At 76.1% G+C, this 18,815-nt stretch carries 12 protein-coding genes; 6 read left to right on the forward strand and 6 right to left on the reverse strand.

Features of this window, described 5'->3' with window-relative positions; all coding sequences use genetic code 11:
- Positions 1-223 precede the first annotated feature (223 nt).
- Positions 224-406: a hypothetical protein gene (locus ACZ3KJ_RS21455; protein WP_467529095.1), complete on the reverse strand. Its 183-nt coding sequence runs from the start codon at positions 404-406 to the stop codon at positions 224-226.
- A 398-nt stretch (positions 407-804) separates the two neighbouring features.
- Here ACZ3KJ_RS21455 and ACZ3KJ_RS21460 point away from each other — a divergent pair, with 398 nt between their 5' ends.
- The 6 genes from ACZ3KJ_RS21460 (at position 805) to ACZ3KJ_RS21485 (ending at position 7,706) form a co-directional block, all read left to right on the forward strand.
- Positions 805-1,890, forward strand: coding sequence for a radical SAM protein (locus ACZ3KJ_RS21460; RefSeq protein ID WP_467529097.1), 1,086 nt, complete (start codon positions 805-807; stop codon positions 1,888-1,890).
- The gene (locus ACZ3KJ_RS21465) at positions 1,887-2,582 is read left to right on the forward strand and encodes an iron-containing redox enzyme family protein (protein ID WP_467529099.1); all 696 of its coding nucleotides are present in this window, start codon (positions 1,887-1,889) and stop codon (positions 2,580-2,582) included. Before ACZ3KJ_RS21460 ends, ACZ3KJ_RS21465 begins: the two co-directional genes overlap by 4 nt.
- Positions 2,579-2,779: an aroma-sacti cluster domain-containing protein gene (locus ACZ3KJ_RS21470; protein WP_389515385.1), complete on the forward strand. Its 201-nt coding sequence runs from the start codon at positions 2,579-2,581 to the stop codon at positions 2,777-2,779. Before ACZ3KJ_RS21465 ends, ACZ3KJ_RS21470 begins: the two co-directional genes overlap by 4 nt.
- Before the next feature lie 121 nt (positions 2,780-2,900).
- Positions 2,901-6,212: an adenylate/guanylate cyclase domain-containing protein gene (locus ACZ3KJ_RS21475; RefSeq protein WP_467529102.1), complete on the forward strand. Its 3,312-nt coding sequence runs from the start codon at positions 2,901-2,903 to the stop codon at positions 6,210-6,212.
- Positions 6,209-7,096 (forward strand): S8 family peptidase, encoded by an 888-nt coding sequence (locus ACZ3KJ_RS21480; RefSeq protein WP_467529104.1) that lies wholly within the window; start codon positions 6,209-6,211, stop codon positions 7,094-7,096. Before ACZ3KJ_RS21475 ends, ACZ3KJ_RS21480 begins: the two co-directional genes overlap by 4 nt.
- 10 nt (positions 7,097-7,106) lie before the next feature.
- Positions 7,107-7,706 carry a GAF domain-containing protein gene (locus tag ACZ3KJ_RS21485; RefSeq protein ID WP_467529105.1) on the forward strand — a complete coding sequence of 200 codons (600 nt, stop codon included), beginning with the start codon at positions 7,107-7,109 and terminating at the stop codon, positions 7,704-7,706.
- Positions 7,707-8,070: 364 nt separating this feature from the next.
- Here the strand turns inward: ACZ3KJ_RS21485 and ACZ3KJ_RS21490 are convergent, their stop codons facing one another.
- The 5 genes from ACZ3KJ_RS21490 to ACZ3KJ_RS21510 form a co-directional block, all read right to left on the reverse strand.
- Positions 8,071-11,028: a helix-turn-helix transcriptional regulator gene (locus ACZ3KJ_RS21490; RefSeq protein ID WP_467529107.1), complete on the reverse strand. Its 2,958-nt coding sequence runs from the start codon at positions 11,026-11,028 to the stop codon at positions 8,071-8,073.
- 190 nt (positions 11,029-11,218) lie between these two features.
- Complete coding sequence (locus tag ACZ3KJ_RS21495) at positions 11,219-11,383, reverse strand: hypothetical protein (protein ID WP_467529108.1); 165 nt, start codon at positions 11,381-11,383, stop codon at positions 11,219-11,221.
- A gap of 162 nt (positions 11,384-11,545) precedes the next feature.
- The gene (lanKC, locus tag ACZ3KJ_RS21500) at positions 11,546-14,146 is read right to left on the reverse strand and encodes a class III lanthionine synthetase LanKC (RefSeq protein ID WP_467529110.1); all 2,601 of its coding nucleotides are present in this window, start codon (positions 14,144-14,146) and stop codon (positions 11,546-11,548) included.
- Between the two features lie 193 nt (positions 14,147-14,339).
- Positions 14,340-17,051 carry a class III lanthionine synthetase LanKC gene (gene lanKC / locus ACZ3KJ_RS21505; protein WP_467529112.1) on the reverse strand — a complete coding sequence of 904 codons (2,712 nt, stop codon included), beginning with the start codon at positions 17,049-17,051 and terminating at the stop codon, positions 14,340-14,342.
- 89 nt (positions 17,052-17,140) lie between these two features.
- Positions 17,141-18,637 (reverse strand): MFS transporter, encoded by a 1,497-nt coding sequence (locus ACZ3KJ_RS21510; protein WP_467529114.1) that lies wholly within the window; start codon positions 18,635-18,637, stop codon positions 17,141-17,143.
- Between the last annotated feature and the right edge of the window lie 178 nt (positions 18,638-18,815).

Genomic DNA, 18,815 nt, shown 5'->3' on the forward strand with positions numbered 1-18,815 from the left:
CCCCAACTACCCCGGGGGGGGCCCGCGGGCGCCGGCCGGGCCCGGGTGGGCGGTGGGGCTGGTTTCCCGCCCCCCGGGGGGGCCGCCCCCCCGGGGGCGGCCGCCCGGCGGGGTGTCCGGGCCCGGACGGCAGGGGTGTCCGGCCCGGACGGCGATCGGGCGGGGCCGATCGGGTCGGCGGGGGGTGTCCGGCGCTCACGCGCGGGGCACCCCCCGCCGGCGGTCACACCGCCGACGTCGCGCTGACGAGGCTGATGCAGGAGCCCTCGGCCTTGTCCATGTCCTTGCCCAGGCCCTGCGCGTCCAGGACGGAGCTGTGGGCCTCGACCTCGGGGGCGTCCTCGTTCTGCTCCTCGACGGGTTCGATGTTCTCGGCCATGGTGATCTCCTCACGGGTCGGGGTCATCCGCCGGCTGCTGGGTCGCCGACCGGCACGAACAGCACGTTAGGGAACGGGAGTTCGACAACACACGATCACCGGTATGGAAACGGTGTCGGGCCAGCTCGCAGGGGACGTCACCACCGCACACCCGGCACCGGACTCACGGCACCGGACACCCGTCACCCCGCACCTCGCACCCCGCACCTCCCACCTCGCACCTCGCACCCGGCACCGCAGATGCCACACCCGGCACCGCAGACCCGGCGCTCCCTGCCCCGCCTCCCGCGTCCCGACGGGGGCCGCGACCGGCGGACATACCGGTCCGCAACCGCCCGTCCACCGGATGCCAACCCGCCCCGGGGAACCTGCTGGTCGAGACACGGCCGCACCTGGGCGGCACACCGACTGACCGGGGGCGGCTCATGGAACTGGCCGAACTCATCGGACTGCGGCCGGTTCCGGCGGCGGGACTGCTGGTCACCCTCACGCGGCGCTGCCCGTTGCGCTGCGCGCACTGCTCCACCTCCTCCACCCCGACCGGGGAGGAGCCGGACGCGGAGCACCTGGAGCGGTTCGTCGGCTCGTTCACGGCCGAGGACCGGCCCGAGGTGATGATGCTGACCGGTGGGGAGCCCCTGCTGCTCCCGGACGCGGCGGCCCGGCTCGCCGCCCTCGCCGGGCGCGCCGGCACCCGTACCGCGCTCCTCAGCGGCATGTTCTTCGCCAAGGGGGGACGGATACCGCCCCGGATCATGCGGGCGATCTCGGCCGTCGACCACTTCTCGGCCAGCCTGGACGTCCACCACGAGCGGGAGGTCCCGCGCGCCGACGTCCTGCGCGCCGTACGGCAGGTCCTCGACGCGGGGATCGCGGCCAGCTTCCACCTCACCGGCAGCGGCCCGGACGATCCCTATCTGGCGGAGGTGACCGCGCACATCAGGCGGGAGTTCGCCGACCGGGTGCCGATGCTGGTCAACGAGGTCCGCCCGGTGGGCCGGGCCGCCTCCTGGGCGGGGCGGGCGCACCGGCCCCTGGATGCGCGCCGCGCGCTGCCCTGCGCGATGGCGGCCTGGCCGGTCGTGGCGTTCGACGGCGCGGTGCTGGCCTGCTGCAACCAGCGGGTGGTCGACCGGCGTCCCGTCCCCGGGCACCTGTCACTGGGCCACATCGCCGAGGACGGCTGGGGCGCGGTGCGCCACCGCGCGCTGTCCTCGCCGGTGCTGCGGATGATCAGGACGGTCGGTCCCGCGCACCTGTACGCCCGCCACCGCGCCGACGGCCGGGAGCCGGACTACTGCGGAACCTGCCGCGGCCTGTCCGACCACCCCGAAGTGCTGGCCGGTGCCGCACGGGAGGCGTCCGGCCCGGTGGGCGCCCTGCTCGACCGGGAGGCCTCCCGGATGCAGGTCGCGGCCGGGCCGGTGGAGGTCGTGCGGCGGCACGGCTGCCCGCCCTACGCGGAGCTGGTGGCGCTGCGCCCCGCGGCGGGCGGCGGTGCGGCGGGATGAACGCACCGAGCCGGTCGGCGGCGCTGCGCGTCAAACTCGCCCTCGCCGCCCCCACGCTGAACGCCGCGGCCGCCGCGCTGTGGGAGCCCTCCGGCGGGCCCTCCCGCCACGTCTCCCGCTACGTCGCGTACCTGTACGCCATGCACGCCCTGATCCGCGCGTCGGTGCCGCTGATGGAGCGGGCCGCCCAGCGCTGCGGGGAACTGCCGCCGGGCGACCCCTCGGCGGTGCCGCTCGCCCGCTACCTCGAACAGCACATCGAGGAGGAGCGCGGCCACGACGACTGGCTGCTCGACGATCTGGCCGCGGCCGGCGCCGACCCGGCGCCCGCACGCCACGGGATCGGCCCGCCCGTCGTGGCCGGCCTGGCGGGTGCGCAGTACTACTGGGTCGAGCACCACCATCCGGTCGCCCTCCTCGGCTACATCCGGGTCCTGGAGGGCAACGCGCCCGCGCCCTGGCTGGCCAGCCGGCTCGCGGCGCGGACCGGGCTGCCCGCCGCCGCCTTCCGCACCGTGCGCGAGCACGCGGAACTCGACACCGGGCATCTGGCGGCGGTGGACGACCTGATCGACTCCCTGCCCCTGACCCGGGACCAGGAGGAGGCGGTGACCGTCAGCGCGCTGCACACGGCCGACGGGGTCGCCCGGCTCTTCCTCCAGCTGGCAGCCACTCCAGGAGGTTCTCCATGACCGACCGTCACGACCCGCTGACCCGTCTGCGGGCCGCGGGCTTCGCCGTGGACGCGTTCACCGAGGAACAGCGGGAGGTGCTCCGCGCCCTCACCCCCCACGAGCTCGGTGTGCTGGTCGACATCAAGGGCCGGCTGGACGACAGCGGGCCCGAGGTGCAGGCGCACATGGACATCGCGGGCGGGGCGCTGTTCTGAGCCGCGCGCACCGCGACCGCGCCGGACCCGGCGTCCGGTTCCACGACGTCCCTTCCACGACGTCCCTTCCACGACGTCCCCCACGTCCCCCACGTCCCCCACGCGAGGAAGGACAGCGGACATGCCCGAGTGCTCCGCGTGCCGGCGGGTGCTGCCGCCCGACGCGCGTTTCTGCCCGTCGTGCGGCGCGGCGTGCGCGCCGCCCGCCGGCTCCCCGGCCGGCCGCAAGGTGGTCACGGTCCTCTTCTGCGACCTGGTCGGTTCCACCGCGCTCTCCGGCGCTCTCGACCCGGAGGTCCTGCGCACCGTCACCCTGCGCTACTTCGACCTGATGAGACGCCGGATCGAAGCCCACGGGGGGACGGTGGAGAAGTTCATCGGGGACGCCGTCATGGCCGTGTTCGGCGTGCCCACCGTGCACGAGGACGACGCCCGCCGCGCGCTCGCCGCGGCGCTGGACATGGTCGACGCGCTGGACGGGCTGAACGCGGAACTCGGCGCCCTGCCGGGAGTACGCCTGGACGTCCGGATCGGGGTCAACACCGGTCAGGTGGTGGCGGGCGCCGACGCCTCGGCGCGGCAGGCGCTCGTCTCCGGCGAGACCGTCAACGTGGCCGCCCGGCTGGAGCAGAACGCCGCCGCGGGCCAGATCCTCATCGGCCCCGACACGCTGCTCTCCGCGGGTCCGACCGTACGGGCCGAACCGGTCGGGCCGCTGACCCTCAAGGGCAAGGCCGAGCCGGTGACCGCCTACCGGCTGCTGGAGGTCGGTGAGGACGACCCCGAACTCCTGCGCCGCTTCGACGCCCGCTTCGTGGGCCGCCGGGGCCAGCTGGACGCGCTGGACACCGCGCTCGCCGCGGTCGCCGCGGACGGCGGCGCCCGGCGGGTCCTGGTGCACGGGGAGGCCGGGCAGGGCAAGACCCGGCTCGTACGGGAGTGGCTGCGGCGCACGACACGGCCCCACCGGCACGGAGCCGGCCGCTGCCGGCCCTACGGGGAGCAGGGCAGCCTGCGCCCGCTCGCGGACGCGGTGGTCGAGCTGCTGGCCGCGACCGGGCGCCGCCCGGGGACGGACCCCGCGCCTCCGCACGCCGGCGCCGGGCGGCCGGGCTTCGAGGAGGCGCTGCGGCTGCTGGACGGGGGCCTGCTGCGGGACGGCACCCCGAACCCCTCGCTGGACGAGACCTGTGCGGCCCTGGTCCGGGTCCTGGGCACGCTGGCCGCCGACTCCCCCGTCGTCCTGGTGATCGACGACGGCCAGTGGGCGGCGCCGCTGCTGCTGGACGTCCTCGACCGGCTGCTGGGCGAGCTGGACGGATCGGGCGTGCTGCTCGTCTGCCTGACCCGCCCCGAACTGCTGGAGTCCCGTCCCGATCCACTCGGTGCTCCGGCCCTGTCGCTGCCGCTGACCGGGCTGTCGGACGAGGAGTCCGCGCTGCTGGCCGGGGAACTGACGGACGTCGCCGCCCACCGGGACGGCGTGCCGGCCGGACTGCTGGAGCGGGCGGGGGGCAACCCCCTGCATCTGGAGCAGTTGCTCGCCGCCGCGGCCGAGAGCGGGTTGCGGGACGGGCTGCCGCCCACCGTGCAGGCCGTTCTGGGCGCACGCATCGACGCCCTGGAACCGCGCGACCGCGGCGTCCTGGACCTCGCCGCCGTACTGGGCCGCGAGTTCACCCCGGCCCAGCTGGCGGGGCTGACGGGGGCGGAGGGGCTGACCAGGTCCGAGGGGCCGGAGGGGCTGGAGGGGCTGAACGGGCCTGAGAGGCTCAAGGGGCCAGAGGGGTTCAAGGAGCTGGAGGGGCCCAACGGGCCGAACCGGCCGGAGGGGGCCGTCGGGGCGTGGGGCGGCGGTGGTCCGCTCGTCGCTCCGGTCACCGCGGACGCCGTACGGGCCGCCCTGCGCGGACTCGTCAGGCGCCGGCTGGTGGAGCCGGGGCCCGCGGGCCGGCCCGGGGAGGCGTCCTTCCGGTTCGCGAGCGGGCTGGTCCAGGAGGTCACGTACCAGTGCCTGTCCAAGCGGGCCAGGGCGGAGGGGCACGCGAGGGCGGCGGAACTGCCGTCCGTGCGCGCCGCCGGACCCGCGTCGGTGGGCGGCCACCTGGAGCGGGCCCACCGTCACCGCAGCGAGCTGGGCCTGTCCGACGAGGTCACCGACGCGCTGCGGATCCGCGCGGCCGGGACGCTCGGCGAGGCCGGCGCGCAGGCCCTCGCCCGCGCCGACCTGCCCTGGGCCGAGGACCTCCTGGAGCGCGCCGTGGCCCTGCACCGCGCGGACGAGGCGAGCGGCACCGCCGCCGTCCGCAGACTGGGCGAGACCCGGCTGGCCCTGGGGCGCACCGGCGAGGGGCGCGAGCTGCTCCGGCGTGTGCTGGCGGCGCCGGGGGACCCGGTCGAGGCCGCCCATGCCCGGCTGGCCCTGGCCACGGTGAGCCCCGGCGGCGAGTCACCGGCCGGGGCGGCGCGGGCCACGCTCGCCGTCTTCGAGGCCGCGGGGGACGACCTCGGGCAGGCCCGCGCCTGCCTGCGGCTCGGGCAGCGCTGCCAGGCCCAGGGCCGGCACGGGGAGGCGGCCGACTACCTCGCCCGCGCCCTGACGCACGCGGTCGACGCCGACGGCGAGCCCGAGCGGGCGGCCGCGCTGGGCGCGACGGGCATCTCGCTGTGGCGGGGGCCGGAGCCGGTGGCGTCGGCCCTCGGCCGCTGCCGGGACCTCCTCGCCGAGCACGGCACGGAGCGCCGCACGGTCAGACTGACCCTGAGCTGCCCGCTCGCCCTCCTCCTCGCGCTCGACGACCACTGGGACGCGGCCCGCGAGAGCCTGGCGGAGGCCGAACGGCTGGCCGTGGAGCTCGGGTACGCCGAGGCCCGGGTCTTCCTGCCGGTGTTCGGCGCGACGGTGGAGACCCTGGCCGGCCACCGGGACCGGGCCCTGGCCCTGCTGGAGGGCGCGACCGAGCAGGGCCGGCGGTACGGCGCCGGCACGCTGCTGGACGGCATCGCGCTGGAGTCCGCCCGGCTGCTGGTCGACTCCGGCCGGTTCACGGAGGCCGCCGACGTCGTCGGACGGCTCGCACGGAAAACGGACAGGCCGCACGTCGAGACCGTAGAACTGGACGGCCTGCGCGGCCGGCTCGCCGCGGCGCGCGGGCTCACCGGCGACGCCCTGCGGTTCGCCGGCCGTGCCGTCGACGCGGCGACCGCCACGGACTCCCCGGCCGTGCGGGGCCTGGCCGCCCTGGACCACGCGCACACCTGTCTGCTGCTCGGCCTCGGCGGCCGGGCGGCGGCCTCCGCGGCGGAGGCCGGGACCTGGTTCGACGCCAAGGGCCACCGGCCGGGAGCGCGCCGGGCCGCCGAGGTGCTCCGCCTCGCCTCCGACAGCCCCGACACCACCCCTGTACGCCCGGACCGGATCGAGCATCGATGAGCGCGCCCACCACCGCCACCACCGCCCCCACCGCACACAGCCGTGAGCTCACCTGGAGCCTGCGGGGCAGGAGCCCCGAGGACATCCCGGTCGCGGCGGACACCTTCACCGACGTCACCGCGGCGGCCGAGGAGGGCACGGGCCGGGGCGTCCGGGTCTGTGTCGTCGACTCGGGCGTCGAACGCGACCACCCCGCGGTGGGCACGGTGCACGGATCGTGGGTCGTCGTGAAGGACGAGGGCGGCATCCGGGTGGAGAGCACGGACACCGGTGACACCTGCGGACACGGCACGGCCTGCGCGGGCATCGTCCGCCGCGTCGCACCGGAGTGCGAACTCCACAGCGTCCGCGTCCTCGGCGAGCGCTTCTCCGGCACCGGGGACATCCTGCTGGCCGGGCTGCGCTGGGCCGTGCAGCAGGGCTTCGACGTGGTGAACCTGAGCCTGTCGACGACCAGGACCCGCTTCGCCGGGGAACTGCACGCGCTGGCCGACGAGGCGTACTTCGGCCGCACGGTGATCGTCGCCTCGGCGCACAACACCCCGGTGGAGAGCTTCCCCTGGCGGTTCGCCTCGGTGATCTCGGTCGGCAGCCACCACGAGGACGACGCCGGCCTGCACCTGTACAACCCACGGCCGCCGGTGGAGTTCTTCGCCCCGGGCCAGAACGTGGAGGTCGCCTGGCTGGGCGGCGAGTCCATCCGCACCACCGGCAACAGCTTCGCCACCCCCTTCATCACCGGACTGGCCGCCCGGATCCTGTCCGCGCACCCCCGCATGACCCCCTTCCAGCTGAAGACCGCGCTCTATCTCTCCGCCGCCAACGTCCGTCTCCCTCACGTCGGCAGCGGTCCGGGCACCGCCGCCGGCGGCATCGACCAGTAGAGGTGTCAGCGTGTCCCATCACATCCCGCCCGCCGCGGAATCCTCCGCGACGCCGGGCGACCCATCGGCCGGGGAACTGCTCCAGTCGATCGTCGACGTGGCCCGCGCCATCTTCGGGGCCCAGGCCGGCTCGGTCTTCCTCCTGGACGAGGACGCCGGGGAACTGGTCTTCCAGGCCGTCTCCGGCCGGGGCGAGGAGTTCCTGGTCGGCAGGCGCTTCCCGGCCGACCGCGGCATCGCGGGCTGGGTGGCGGCCTCCGGGGAGCCCATGATCGTGGACGACCTGACGGCCAGCGCCTCGTTCGACCGCTCCCTGGCGCAGTCCACCCACTACGTCCCCGACGCGATCATGGCGGCACCGCTGATCCACGGCGATCGCGTCCTGGGAGTGCTGGAGGTCCTGGACCCGGCCGTCCAGTCCCGTTCCAGCCTGTCCGAACTCGACCTGCTGTTCCTCTTCGCCCGCCAGGCCGCCATCGCCCTGCACATCGTCAGACGGCACGCGGACGCGTCCACCGCGGGCCCGGACCTCGCCCCCGACCGGCGCACCGCGGCGGCCCGGCTGGTCCGCCAGCTGGAGGAACTCCTGGTGGAGACACCGCGGCCGTGACCCCGCCCGGACCGCCCGCGGCGCGGGACGCGCGGCCCTGAGCGGGTTGCCGCCGCCACCGGCCTCCCGGGCGGCCTGGCCGGGCCGCCCGGCCGGGCCGCCGGGCCTCGACGCCGGGGCCGCCACGCCAGCCGGCACGCCAGGCCACGACGCCGAGGCCGGGCCGCCAGGCCGCGACACCGGAGCCGGGACGCCAAGCCGCGACACCGGGCCGCGACACCGAGGCCGAGCCGCCAAGCCGAGCCAAGCCGCCCAGCCAAGCCGCCGGAGCCGCGACGCCAAGCCGAGCCGCTGAGTCGGCACCGTCACGCCGAGCCGAGCCGCCGCGGTCCGGCGCCCGGCCCGCACCGGACGTCGGCCGGTCTCAGGCCCCCCTGCGGGCGTCCTCGGAGGTCATCACGGCGATGAGCGCGGCGCGCGACCGCACTCCGGTCTTGCGGAAGACGCGGGTGAGGTGCGCCTCGACCGTCTTGGGCGACACGACCAGCGCGCGGGCTATGTCGCCGTTGGACAGCCCCAGCGCGACCAGGCGGGCGATCTCGCGTTCGCGGACCGACATCGGCGGGCCGGTCTCGTGCGGCTCCCGCGCCGTACGCGGCTGCCGGGCGCCCAGCCGGCGCTGGACGTCCACGGCCTGCCGTCGCAGGTGGCGCGCCCCGCACGACTCGGCGAGCCTCTTGGCGTGCCGGGCCGCGGCCAGTGCCTCCTCGTCCCGGCCCCGGGCCGCCAGCGTCCGCGACAGCAGAAGCCCCGCCCGGCATTCCATCACCACGAGCCCGGCCGTGCGGAAGTCGCCGATCGCGGAGCGCAGCGGCCCGATCGGGTCGGCCGAGGTGTGGGCCTCGGCGAGGGCGGCGTGGCCGCGCTGGCCCGGCAGGCCCAGCGCCTCGGCGTCCAGCCGGGCGCGCCGGGCCCAGACACGTCCGTCGCCGTGGTCCCGGGCGGCCGCGGCCTCGGCCGCCAGGGCGTACCACATCGGTCTGACGCACCGTGCGGTGCCGGGAGGTCCGCTGTGCTCGGCGGCGGAGCGGGCCAGGTCCAGGGCTTCGTCCGGACGCCCCTGGGCGACCCGGATGCCGGCCAGCACTCCCGCGGTGACGCCCCACGGCCGGCCGTCGGCGCCGGCCTCCTGCACCGCGCGCTCGGCGAGCGGCGCCGCGGCGTCCGGCCCGTCCAGCAGGGAGGTGGCCCAGGCGTTCAGGGCCAGGGCGAAGCCCAGGACGGACGGCCGGTCCAGCAGGCGTGCGGTCTCCTCGGCCTCCTCGGCCGAGCGGAGCGCGTCGGCGGGCCGGCCGGCGGCCAGGCCGGCGTAGGAGTGCGCCAGTTGCAGATGAGGGAGGATGAACAGCTGTCCCGTCTCACGGGCCAGCCGTACCCCGCGGGTCGTGTGCCGCAGCGCGTCGAGGTGCCGCTCCGCGAGGGCCTCGGCCCAGCCGAGCTGGCACACGGTGTCCAGGTGCGCGGCGAGGACGGCGTCGCCCGTCGCGTCCGCCAGGGCGCACGCCTCGGCCGCGGACCGCCTCAGGGCGGTCACGTCCCCCTGGCAGGCGCCGGCGTGCGCCAGCCGGACCAGGGCCGCCATCCGCTGCGGCTCCTGACCGTGCGGGGTCCGGCGCAGGACGCCGGCCACCAGCTCGGCCACCTGTTCGGGCGAGCGGGGACCGGCGCGGGACAGCAGCCTCACGGTGGCCAGTTCCAGCCGCATCGGGTGGGCCAGCTCGTCCGCGCCCTCCGGCACCCGTGCCAGTTCGGCCTCCAGCAGGGCCTCGGCGCCGCGGTAGTCGCCGAGGTGGCGTTCGACCATGGCGTGGAAGGCGACGCGCTGCGCGCTCTCACGGGTGGGGCGGTGCGGTGCCGGGGGCGTCCGCCGCAGGAGCTCCCGGCATGCGCGCAGCCGGCCGCTGAGGCCCAGGGACCGGGCCAGGGAGGCCGTGAGGGGCGCGCGCAGCCCCTCGCGGTCCTCGACGAGCAGGCTCAACGCCGTGCGCAGCCACGACGCGGAGAGCGCGGGGTCCGTGTCCATGAGTCCGTCGGCGGCCTCCCCCAGCAGGCGGATCGCGTCCAGGTCCCCGATCCGCCCCGACCGGGCGACGTGCGGGGCCCGTTCGAGGGGGCCGGCGCCGGTGTCCCGCAGCAGCCGGTCGGCGCGGGCGTGCGCGTCCCGGCGCCAGGCCGGGGGGATGCTGCGGTGGACGGCGGCCCGCAGGACCGGGTGCCGGGCCCGGCACAGCCTGCCGCGCGGATGGTCGTCCCGCAGCAGGTCCAGGGCCACCAGCCGGTCGAGGGCCGCGGCGGCGGCCGGCGGATCGCATCCGGCCACCACGGCCAGGTGCGCGGGGTCGAACTCGTCGCCCAGGACCGCGGCGGCCCGCAGGACGTCGGTCTCCACGGTGCCGAGCGGCGCCAGTTCCCGCGCGACGGCCGTCATCGCGGACACGGCGGCTTCCTCGGACAGCACGAGGCCGTGGGGGTGGTCGACGCCCCTCGGGGCGTTCGGCGACAGGGACAGGATCCGCAGGTACAAGGGGTTCCCGCCGCTCGCCCGGTGGAGGATCCGCCGCCGCTCGGGGGGCGTCGCGGGCCCCAGGAGCGTGTCCACCGCGTCGCGGGACAGGGGCCGCAGCGCGACCTGGTCGACCCGGCAGGCGGTGTGCGTGTCCGTGAGGGCGGCCATCAGCGGCGCGGACGCCTGACGCGGGCGCAGGGCACCGACCAGGACCAGTCGCGTCCCGGCCCGCGGACGGCGCAGGAGGTCGCTGAGCAGGTCCACGGAGCGGTCGTCCGCCCAGTGCAGGTCGTCCAGGCTCAGCAGCACCGGCCGGTGGCGTGCCGCCGCCCACACGAGGTCGCCGATGACGTGGAGCAGCCGGTCCGGCCCACCGGCCGCCGTTTCCGGCCGCGACCGGCCGGCGGCCGGGTCCGGTTCCAGCAGACATCGGTGCAGGAGCGTCCGGTCGGCCGGGGCGACGGCCGCCGTCGGTACGGGGTCCGCCAGCAGCCGGGCGACCGGCTCGGCGAAGAGCGCGAACGGGCGGTCCCGGTCCCGCGGGGACGCCCGTCCCGCGAGCAGGGTGAACCCGGCCCGCTCGGCCCGCTCCCCCCACTCCGCGAGCAGACGGGTCTTGCCGGTCCCCGGATCCCCGGTCAGCCGCACCAGCCGGGGCCCCGCGGGCGAGCGGTCGGCGAGGATCCGCCGCAGGCGGTCCGTCTCCTCGTCCCGGCCGACCGGTGGCCGGCGGGCGGCCGTGCGTCCACCGGGTAACCGGACCGTGCGCGGCACCTCCGTGCGCGGCATCTCCGTGGCGGTCTGTGCGTGGTCCACTCTTCGCCTCGCTCTCGAACGGACGGGTCTGCACCGCCTGCGCGTTCGTCGGCTGCAGAAAGCCGTGGAGAGCTTCACAGACTTCGGTGGTCCGGGGCATCAGAGGAACTACGTAATGCGGTCGTACGTAGAAGCCGTGGACACCGGCCGCGCGGCTGCGGTGTCCACGGCGGAGCCGTGCTCTACGGGGTCACAGGGTCTCGGAGTAGTGACTCGCGAAGATGCTCAGGCAGGGGTACTTCCCCTCCGCCCGGAGGCCCTCCGCGAGGCCCTCCGCGAGGCCCTCCGCGAGGCCCTCCGCGAGGCCCTCCGCGAGGTCGCCGGCGAGTGTCTGCAAGGCGAGGATCTGCGCCATGGTGAGGTCTCCTTGTCCTCCGGCGGCCGGCTAGTTGGCGATGTCGACCCAGGAGCTGGCCCAGATGCTGAAGCAGGGCACGGCCGCCGCCTCCTCCTGGGTCTCGAGCTCCTGGGTCTCGAGCTGCTGGAGGGCGAGGATCTCGGTCATGGTCGACCACCTTCACTTTCTCGTGGGTTCGGGGATTTCCAGGGTGAACCAGTCGTCACCCGGGCCGTGGAGGACTCGGTGCAGGGCCAGCAGGACGCCGGCGGCGCCGTCGGCCAGGTCGGCGCTGAACCGGAGCGAGTCCCCTCCGGGCCAGCGGACGCCGTCACCGTGGGGGGCGGCGTACTTGAGGAGCCCGGTGGCGAGCCGTACCGCGTCCCCGCGGTCGGCGGCGGCACCGGTGTGGTCGGCGTGGTCCGCGATGAAGTGGACGAGTCCGGCGAACCCTCCGTGCAGGCCCGCCCGGATCGCGCAGACCTTGCGGGCGTCGGCGACGATGCGGGGCAGGGCCGCGGCGCAGCGTTCGTCCCGGGTGGACGCGACGTAGCGCAGGAGTGCGGTTCCGACGCCCGCGGAGCCCGCGCCCAGGTAGGGCATGACGCGCTGGTTCACGCCGTTGTCGGAGAACGACAGGGAGCCGTCGGGAAGCGCCACCGCGCGGTCCAGTTCCTCGTGCAGCAGGCGCCGTCCCGCCGCCAGGTAGCGCTCGTCGCCGGTGTCGTGGGCGAGGTGGTGCAGGAAGAGCGCGACTCCGGAGCGGCCGTGGAACAGTCCGCGGGCGTCGTGGGGACCGAGTGCCGGCCTCAGGTCGGCGGTGTGCGAGAGGGCGTCGCCCGCGGCGGCGGCCCGCTCCAGGTGGTGGGCGTCGCCCGTGCACCGGTGCAGGGCGAGCCAGGCGAGGCCGACCCCGGCCCGGCCGCCGGCGAGCGTGGCCGACGACGCGGTCAGCGGATGGCCGTCGGCGGTGCGCAGCAGGTCGAGCGCCTCGTCGAGGTGGCCCAGCCGGGCCAGGACCCGGGCGACGCCCGCCAGCCCCGCCTCCAGTCCGGGCGGCAGTCCGTCCGCCGGGTCCGCCGGGGCGGCCGAGGACAGGGCGTCCCGGCGCAGCCGCTTGTCGATGTCGTCCGGGATCGGCGTGCCCGCCCGGTGCAGGGCGTGCACCACTCCGGCGGTCCCGTACGCCACGCACACGGTGTTGACGCGGAACGCCGGGGGCGACGGCGGGAAGACCCGGTCGGGGCGGGCGGCGTCGGCCATGGCGAGCAGTCCCGCCGCGGTCCGTTCGGCGAGCCGCGCCAGGCAGGCCGACGGATCGGCCTCCACCTCCTCGGGGGTGGGCAGCGCCGCGGAGGTGTCGGCGGCGGGCCGGTGGAAGGCGGTGGCCCGCCGCCACAGGTCGCCCGGCACCGGTGCCGCCGCCGACAGGTCGCGGTGCAGCAGGGCGAGGTTCGCCGACGTCAGCCGAGAGGTGTTGGGGAAGGGGGCCAGCAGGGTGAGCGCGACGGCGGCCGTGCCGTAGCGGTCCGTGAGGAACGGGTCGAAGGGGTGGGCGGCGACCACGTCGGGGGGCGGGACGAAGCCCGGGGTGCCCATCCGGGAGGGGGCCGCGTCGGCCGGCGTCACGGACTCGAAGTCGACGAGCCGGGCGTCCTTGTCCTCGGTGACGATGACGTTGCCGGGGCTGACGTCGCCGAACCGGTGCCCCAGGGCGTGCAGCCGGCCGAGGGCGGCGTCCAGGGAGGCGAGGACGCGCCGGCAGTCGGCGTGGTACCGGTCGAAGTCCTCGGCGGACCGGCCGGCCTGGAGGACGGGCGAGCCGCGGCCGATCCAGTCGCGCAGCGCGACCCCCTCGACGTGCTCCATGACGAGGAAGTCGTGTTCCCACTCCGTGAACAGGTCCAGCGGCTCCGGGCACACCCCCGGCGCGGCTTCGTGGACGGCCGTCAGGACGTCGTACTCGTGGCGCAGCCGCTGCCGGGCGTCGGCGCCGTCCCAGGTGTAGCCGTTGTGGGCGCGCGCCTCCTTGAGGAGGACGAGGCGCCCCGTGCGGGTGTCCCGGGCCCGGTAGGCCCCACCGGCGTTGCTCGGCTGGAGCACCTGGAGGACCTCGTAGTCGCGGATCCGGATCGCGCCCCGGTGCGGCACCGGCTCCTCGGCGACGAAGGGGTCGGTGATGCCGTCGGGGAGGGTGAAGGCCGGCCGCCGCAGGTCGACGACATCGCGTCCGCGGCCGTCCCGTACCAGCGGCTCCCTGGTGCCGTCGGGCAGCAGCCGGCCGCGGCGGGTGAAGGCGCCGTAGCGGTAGTGGACGGTCCTGGAGTCCCGGTAGCGCCGGTCGGACAGGACGTAGGGGCCGTCCTCGGCGTGCAGGGCGTCGGCGAGACGGCCGAGGAGGCGCCGCGCGGTGTCGTCGTCGGGCGGGTAGACGGCGCAGAACTTGCCCGACTGCGCCCGCGGGGCGTGCTTGTGGTGGAGGAAGAGGAAGAAGAACCGTGCCGACACGTGCTTGAACGGCACCCCTTCGGCGAAGCAGACGTCCGCCACCTCGTCGAGGACCTGCTGGGCGCGCTCCAGCCGCGCCGAGACGTGGATCTTCCAGCCCTGTTCGGCACGCCGGACCCGCGGGCCGCTCCACGCCGTCCAGATGTCCCGGTCGGTCCCGCGCCAGCCGGCCGGGACCCGGGCGGGGGCGAAGCGGGGACCGGGGTCGGCCATCGTGGCGAGCGGCGCGTAGTACTGCTCGTCCGCGATGGCCTCGCCGAGCGACTCGAGCAAGGGGTTCTCCTCCGGTCGTCGTCCATGCGTCGTCGTCCATGCGTCGTCATCCGTGCGCCGTCGTCCGTGCGTACGTCGTCCACGCGCCGTCATCCGTACGTCGTCGTCCGTGCGTACGTCGTCCACGCGCCGTCATCCGTACGTCGTCGTCCACGCACCGTCGTCCGTGCGTACGTCGTCCGTGCGCCGCGGGTCAGCCCGTGGCGAGCAGCGGCAGCAGTCCGCCCTTTCCCTCGAACACCGTGTGCAGGGCCAGCAGGACGCCCGCCGCTCCGGTGGCCAGGTCCGCGGACAGGCGCAGCAGCCCGGTGCCGGGGAAGAACAGGCCCTCGTCGCGGTGGACGGCGTGCCAGCCGAGCCGGCGGACCGCCGCGTCGACCTCGCCGCGCCGCTCGGGGCCGCCCAGGCCGCCCAGCACGGCGATCAGTCCGGCCCGGCCCCGCATCAGGCCCGGCTCGCGCACGAAGTGCGACGCACAGCCGCGGCACACCGCGTCCAGGAAGGCGGTGAGGCGCGGGTCGTCGGCGTGTTCGAGGTACTCCCGGGCCACCAGGGCGATGCCGCCGCTGCCCTCGTCCAGGTACAGCAGGTGCCGGTGCCCCTGTTTCACCTGCACGATCCCGTCCCGCATCGTGACGCAGCGGTCGAGGTCCCGTTGCAGGGCCGCGCGCGCCATGGCCAGGCGCCGCTGCTCCCCGGTCATCCGGTAGAGCTTCAGCTGGAGCAGGGCCGCGCCGCTGAAGCCGTGCATCAGTCCGGCGTACGGTGGCACCACCACGCCGGGCGGCGCCTCGCCGCGCACGAGGGCGTCCAGCCGGTCGGCGGTGCGCGTCGCGGCGCTCAGCAGGGCGTCGTCGCCGGTGACGGCCGCGAAGTGGCCGAGGCTCAGAGCCGTTCCGGCCTGGCCGCCGAAGAGGCCGGCCTGCCGGGGGTCACCGGCCGCGCGGGCGCGGTCGAACACCTCCAGCGCCTCGTCGCGCCGGCCGAGTTCGTCGAGGGCGACGGCCGTGCCGTGCAGACCGTCGTACAGGCCGGGTGCCGCTCCGGGGCGGGCGCGCCGGGCCGCCGCCACCAGCCAGTCGGTGTACTCCTCGCCCACCTCGGCGCCGGTCCGGCGCAGGGCGAGCAGCACCCCCGCCGCGCCGTGGGCGACCGTGTGGCCGCCGGACGCGAAGACCCGCCGGTCCGCCGGGAAGAGCCGGTCCTGGCGGTCGGGCGTGGCGCACGAGCGAAGGCCGGCGAGCAGCCGTTCACGGACGGCGGGCCAGTCCACGGCGGGACCGCCGGACGTGACGGAACCGGTGGACGTGACGGAACCGGTGGACGTGACGGAACCGGTGGACGTGCCGGGACCGCCGGACGTGCCGGGACCGCCGGACGTGACAGGACCGGTGGACGTGACAGGACCGGTGGACGTGACAGGACCGGCTGACGTGACAGGACCGGCGAAGAGGTCGTCGTGGCCCGCGCCGCGGGGCGTGGTGCCGGCCGTCGGCGCGCCGCCGATCACGGGTCGGCGCGGCCCGTCGGCGGGTGACAGCCCGAAGCGTTCCCGTGCCACCGCCTCCAGGCGGTCGGCCTTCCCCGGGTCGCGCTCCAGCGTCTCCACCATCGGCATCAGCAGACTCAGCCAGGTGGCCCACAGACCGTACCGGTCGGCCTCCGCACCGGTGGCCCCGGCGGGTGCGGCGAACCCCGCGGCGCCCACCCGGGGCAGGTCGGGGCGTGTGAGGTCGGTGGCGTACTCGAAGTCCACCAGCACCACGGAGTCGTCGGGACGGACCATGACGTTGCCCGGGTGGACGTCCCGGAAGCACAGTCCCCGCCCGTGGACGGCGTCCAGCGCCGCGGCCAGGCCGTCGGTGACGGTGGCCACCCAGCGGGCGTAGTCCCGGAGCGCCCGCGGCGACTGGTCGCGGCCCGGCACCGGGTAGCGCTCGATCATCGCGTCGAGCAGCCGTTCGCCCTCGATGTACTCCTCGACGAGGAACAGGTGCTCCCAGACGGTGGCGACGCCGTGGACCCGCGGCACGCAGTCCAGTCCCCGCAGCCGGCGCAGGGCGCGGTGCTCGCGGTGCAGCCGCTTCACGGCGTCGTCGTGCGCGGCGTCCAGGCCGCCGTACGGTCGTGCCTCCCGGAGGACGACCCGCTCCCCGGTGACGCGGTGCTCGGCGAGGTAGATGCCGCCCGCGTTCGAATGGTGCAGGGCGCTGCGGACGGTGTACGGGAAGTCGCCCCATCCGGCGTTCCGCCGTGCGGCCAGGTGGGGCTCCAGCACGGGGGGCAGGCGCACCCACTCGGGGGTCCGGAAGACCGGGCCCCGCTCGTCGGGGGCGAGGTCGCCGGAGGGGGTGCGCAGGGCCAGCACCCGCGTCCCGTCCTCGTCCGTGCACCACTGCTCCACGAAGGCGCCGTAGCGGACGTGGACCGGGCCCGGCCCGATCCGCAGGTCGCTGAGGACGTAGGGTCCGGGCAGCCCGTCGAGCGCCTCGGCGAGTTCCCCGACCAGGGCCGTGAACTGCGCGTCGTCCGCGGGGTACACGGCGACGAACTTCCCGCTGCTGCCCCGGCTCATGTACTTCTCGGACACCAGCCGCAGGGCCGCCTCGCTGCGCAGGAACTTGAAGGGGACGCCCCGGGCCAGGAGGATCCCGGTGGCCTTCTCCAGGGTCGCTCGCGCGTGCTCCGGGACCGCCGACAGGTGGATCTTCCAGCCCTGTGCCACGGGCGGGGCGTTCAGCGGGGTCATCGTGGTCCACAGCCCGTAGGCGCCGCGCCGCCAGCCCGGCGGTACCTCCGCGCGGGTCTGCGGGTAGCGGGTCTCCTCGTCGGCGAGCCGGTCCGGCGTCTCGAACCAGTCGGGGTCCGCGGCACAGTGGACCAGGGCTTCCTGCGGGTCTGCCATCCTGCTCCCTCCCATGGGCGCGTCGGGCTCTTCGGGACGTGGTCAGGGCCGGCCGGCGGCCGGGGGTGTCCGCGGGGTACGTCCGCGGATCAGCCCGGCCCGGAGGCGTGGCGCTCCTCGGCCCCGCGCGCCGGGGACGGTCCGAACGGAGCCTGCCGGTCGCCGGTGGTACCCCGCGGGGCACCGGCGGGAGCCTCCTGCCGGGACACGCCGGGCGCGGCATCGCCGGAGGACACCGCATCGTCGGAGGAGACCTCTTCGCCGGAGACCACGTACCCGGAGGAGACTGCTTCGCCGGAGGAGACTGCTTCACCGGAAGACACCGCGTCCCCGGAGGACACCGATTCCCCGGAAGACACCGCGTCCCCGGAGGACACCGCGTCGTCGGAGCGCGCCCACGACACCAGGACGGCGCAGAGCAGGAAGACCGCGCCCAGCACGGCGTACGTGGTTCCGGGCCCCGAGACGGAGAGCAGTGCCCCGCCCGCCAGCGGGCCGAGCGGCTGGACGAGCGAGGAGAGGAACCCCCCGGCGCTCTGCACCCGCCCGACCATCCCCTCCGGTGCGGCCAGCAGCATCGAACTGGTGAACCCGATGCCCGCGATCGTCGCCAGCGCCAGGCACAGCGCGGACAGGGTCCCGAGGTACCAGACGTCCTGGCTGAGCGTCATCAGCAGGGCGGCGGCGGCGCAGGCCCAGCAGGTGCCCGCGATCAGCGGTCCCGGGCGCAGGCCCGCGGGGAGGCGCGCCGCCGCCAGCGCGCCGGCCAGCGCGCCGGCGGCGGTGAGGGAGACGACCGTGCCGCCCCCGATACCGGACCGGCCCTCGTCCGAGGCCGTGGCGAGCGAGACGAACATCAGCGCGCTGAACGCCGCGTTCATGCCCAGTCCGAAGACGAGCAGCACGGTGCGCAGGTACGGACGCCGCCATATGAAGGCCATGCCCGCGGTGAACTCCCGCCTGCTGAACGCGGGACCGGCCGCCGCAGCGGGCGCCGAGCGGGTCCGGACGCACACCAGGCAGATCAACGACACCAGCAGGCCGCCGACCTCGGCTCCCAGGGGGAGCGCCGGATGGACGGCGAACAGCGCCCCGCCGACCAGCGGTCCGACGAGCCGCGCGGCCGAGGACCTGGCCTGCAACTGGGCCGAGGCCGCGGTGAGCCGCTCCTCCGGGACCACGGCCCGCAGCAGCCCCAGGGAGGCGGGTCCGACGAGGCCGGCGATCACGGCGTTGGCCACGGCCACCAGCATGACCAGGGCCAGCGGTGACCGCCCCAGCGCCACGGCCGCGGCGAGCGAGCCGACCAGGACGGCGCTGCCCGCCTGGCACCACAGCATGAGCCGGCGCCGCTCGACCGCGTCGACCAGCGCGCCCGCGGGCAGCATGCTGATCAGCAGGGCTCCGACCGCCACGCTGCCGACCGCGCCCGCCTGGACGGCCGAACCGGTCTGGCGCATCACCAGCAGGGGAAGCGCGATGGACGTCAGCTGCGCGCCCAGGGACGTCAGCAGGCCGCCGACCCACAGCAGCCGGAAGTCCCTGATCCCGCTGAGCTTGACGCCGCCAGGCGATGAGGCGTTCACGATGCCGTCCCCGTCCGTCCGCAGAGGCCCGGAACGGTCACCGCCCCGGCGGACGTGACGTTAGGCACGGCGGGTTCGGCAACGGTCGAGGGGCGGTATGCGAGCGCCTTGTCCCCGCCGTGGGGCCCGGGTCGGGATCCGCCCGGCTTGGTACGGTCGCGTCCCAACGCCCCGGGGA

The organism is Streptomyces sp. NPDC003248 (assembly GCF_055563235.1).

Excerpts from the sequence above, each read along its gene's own strand:
- ACZ3KJ_RS21465 (WP_467529099.1), top strand. The coding sequence starts at position 1,887 with ATGAACGCACCGAGCCGGTCGGCGGCGCTGCGCGTCAAACTCGCCCTC.
- ACZ3KJ_RS21470 (WP_389515385.1), top strand. The coding sequence starts at position 2,579 with ATGACCGACCGTCACGACCCGCTGACCCGTCTGCGGGCCGCGGGCTTC.
- ACZ3KJ_RS21480 (WP_467529104.1), top strand. The coding sequence starts at position 6,209 with ATGAGCGCGCCCACCACCGCCACCACCGCCCCCACCGCACACAGCCGT.
- lanKC (WP_467529112.1), bottom strand. The coding sequence starts at position 17,051 with ATGGCAGACCCGCAGGAAGCCCTGGTCCACTGTGCCGCGGACCCCGAC.
- ACZ3KJ_RS21475 (WP_467529102.1), top strand. The coding sequence starts at position 2,901 with ATGCCCGAGTGCTCCGCGTGCCGGCGGGTGCTGCCGCCCGACGCGCGT.
- ACZ3KJ_RS21460 (WP_467529097.1), top strand. The coding sequence starts at position 805 with ATGGAACTGGCCGAACTCATCGGACTGCGGCCGGTTCCGGCGGCGGGA.
- ACZ3KJ_RS21495 (WP_467529108.1), bottom strand. The coding sequence starts at position 11,383 with ATGGCGCAGATCCTCGCCTTGCAGACACTCGCCGGCGACCTCGCGGAG.
- ACZ3KJ_RS21455 (WP_467529095.1), bottom strand. The coding sequence starts at position 406 with ATGACCCCGACCCGTGAGGAGATCACCATGGCCGAGAACATCGAACCC.